1 protein-coding gene is annotated in these 667 nt (G+C 70.9%); it reads left to right on the top strand.

The window, feature by feature from the left end; all coding sequences use genetic code 11:
• Positions 1-667, top strand: a 667-nt coding sequence (locus VXC91_RS46505) for an HARBI1 family protein (protein WP_408057645.1), incomplete at both ends; no start/stop codon positions are given.

Raw genomic sequence — 667 nt, 5'->3', positions numbered from 1 at the left:
GAAGCGGTCCACCGCCGAGCACCTGGCCGGCCTCCTGCGCGACCACCGGATCGCGGCCAGGACCCGCAAGGGACGGCGTGCACTGGGCTGCTTCAAGCAGGCCGTGCTCGTGCTGCGCTGGTTCCTCGACGGCACCCGGCTGGCCCAACTCGCCCGTGACAACGGCCTGTCGGCCTCCACCTCCTACCGCTACCTCCACGAAGGACTGGCCGTCCTGGCCGCCGGCGCACCGGACCTGTCAACCGCGCTGGAGCGTGCGAAGGCAGCCGGGCTGACGCATCTGAACCTCGACGGCACCGTCATCCGCACCGACCGCGTCGCCGCCCCCGGCCCCAACGGCGCAGACCTCTGGTGGTCCGGAAAACACAAGCACCATGGGGGGAACGTGCAGGTCATCTCCACTCCGGACGGCTGGCCGATCTGGGTCTCACCGGTCCGCCCGGGCAGGGAGCACGACACCACCTGCGCCCGCCACCACGGCCTGATCGACGCCCTCAACCGGATCGCCACCGAGCTGGACATGCCGACCCTCGTGGACCTCGGCTACGAGAACGCCGGCGACGGCTTCCGCCACCCGCACAAGAAGCCCGCCGGAGGCGAGCTGACCGAGGCCCAGCAGACCTACAACAAGGTCATCCGCGGTATCCACGGGGTCTGCGAGCGCGCC

The organism is Streptomyces chiangmaiensis, assembly GCF_036281785.1.
In the GTDB taxonomy this organism is placed as follows: domain Bacteria; phylum Actinomycetota; class Actinomycetes; order Streptomycetales; family Streptomycetaceae; genus Streptomyces; species Streptomyces chiangmaiensis.
The sequence above is the reverse complement of the archived record's forward strand: the minus strand, read 5'-3'. Positions and strand labels throughout refer to the sequence as shown.